Below are 1,225 nucleotides of genomic sequence, written 5' to 3'. Positions count from 1 at the left end.
CCGTTTCAGCAGGTTGCCCGGTAAAAACCGGGAAACCGAGGTTCCTTATGGCGATTACGTCACTAAAATATAAATATTTTTTAATCACATAGGATTATATACCGCTAAATTCATATTTAGATGCAATTACTTCAGCATAACTATCGTAACCCATTATTAAATAATGTTTAAGATTCAATCGATTATTTGGATCATAAACCAATCCTTTATCTCTCAGTAATTCAGAGTTAGTAACGCAGTAAACTCCGGGATCCGGGTTTATTCCCGTTTGCTTCCAATAAGTAAGAGGATCATCAATTTTCAGACTAATTTCGTACTCATCATGATTAAACTCGGAAAAGTTCAAAGATACACATTTAACCTCAGCGACATTACTAAAATTAAACGTAACTTCATGATATTTATCATGTCTAAAATCATCCAAACTCTGAACTTCAACCGTTAACTTTACACCATTGGATTCTGTATAAATAACTTCAATATCTGTAGTTGAAATTCTAAAGCTTAACTTTTCTGGTGCTAATATCATAAAAATCCCTCCTAAAATTAGATACATTTACCAATCGTTTTCACAAGGCCCGTACCATCTTTATTCCTTGTTATATTAATACTTCTTGATGGTGGTCGATATTTAATGTCTTCAACCAAGTGTTTAGGAACATGCTCATATGGAACATATATAGCATGTTGAGGGAATTTTCCGGACTCAACTAATGCAGCCAACCCTCTATTGTTTAACGTCACAGCCTTGCCTGTTATCGGATCCGTTGTGTACGAAATAACAAATGTATCAGGACTAATTCTCCCCATCCGAATATCCTCGGCAACATCTAATATTGGTCTTCCCGCGATTGAATCTGCCGCCTGGCTACCAATATTACTAAATTTAGGAGCGATCCTGTTTTGCCCAAAATGCAAATCAGCAGGAAAATCGGTTATTTCGCCGTGAGCAAATGGATCAAAACTACTCAACCCCAGCGGATCCACCCACACCATCGGATCCACCACATACGTGTACGTATTCAACCCACCCAGTAACCCTATCGGGTCCATCTGGGTGTAGCGTCCGCCGCAGGGGTCGTAGTAACGGAAGGTGTTGTAGTGCAGTCCGGTTTCGCGGTCGAGGTACTGGCCCTGGAATCGCAGGTTCTGCGGCACGTCCCAGTCCGCGTTGCTGTTTTCCCGCTCGCTGCGTCCCCAGGTGGTGGAAACGCCCTGCCAGACA

2 protein-coding genes are annotated in these 1,225 nt (G+C 41.3%); both read right to left on the bottom strand.

The annotated features are described in order from the left end of the window. Positions 1-94 precede the first annotated feature (94 nt). Positions 95-529, bottom strand: coding sequence for a hypothetical protein (locus tag E0L21_RS24650; RefSeq protein WP_235855305.1), 435 nt, complete (start codon positions 527-529; stop codon positions 95-97). Between the two features lie 17 nt (positions 530-546). Beyond that, on the bottom strand, positions 547-1,225 hold a 679-nt coding region (locus E0L21_RS24645), incomplete at its 5' end, for an RHS repeat-associated core domain-containing protein (RefSeq protein WP_235855304.1).

Source organism: Kosakonia quasisacchari, assembly GCF_004331415.1.
Taxonomy (GTDB): domain Bacteria; phylum Pseudomonadota; class Gammaproteobacteria; order Enterobacterales; family Enterobacteriaceae; genus Kosakonia; species Kosakonia quasisacchari.
The sequence above is the reverse complement of the archived record's forward strand: the minus strand, read 5'-3'. Positions and strand labels throughout refer to the sequence as shown.

Excerpts from the sequence above, each read along its gene's own strand:
- E0L21_RS24650 (WP_235855305.1), bottom strand. The coding sequence starts at position 529 with ATGATATTAGCACCAGAAAAGTTAAGCTTTAGAATTTCAACTACAGAT.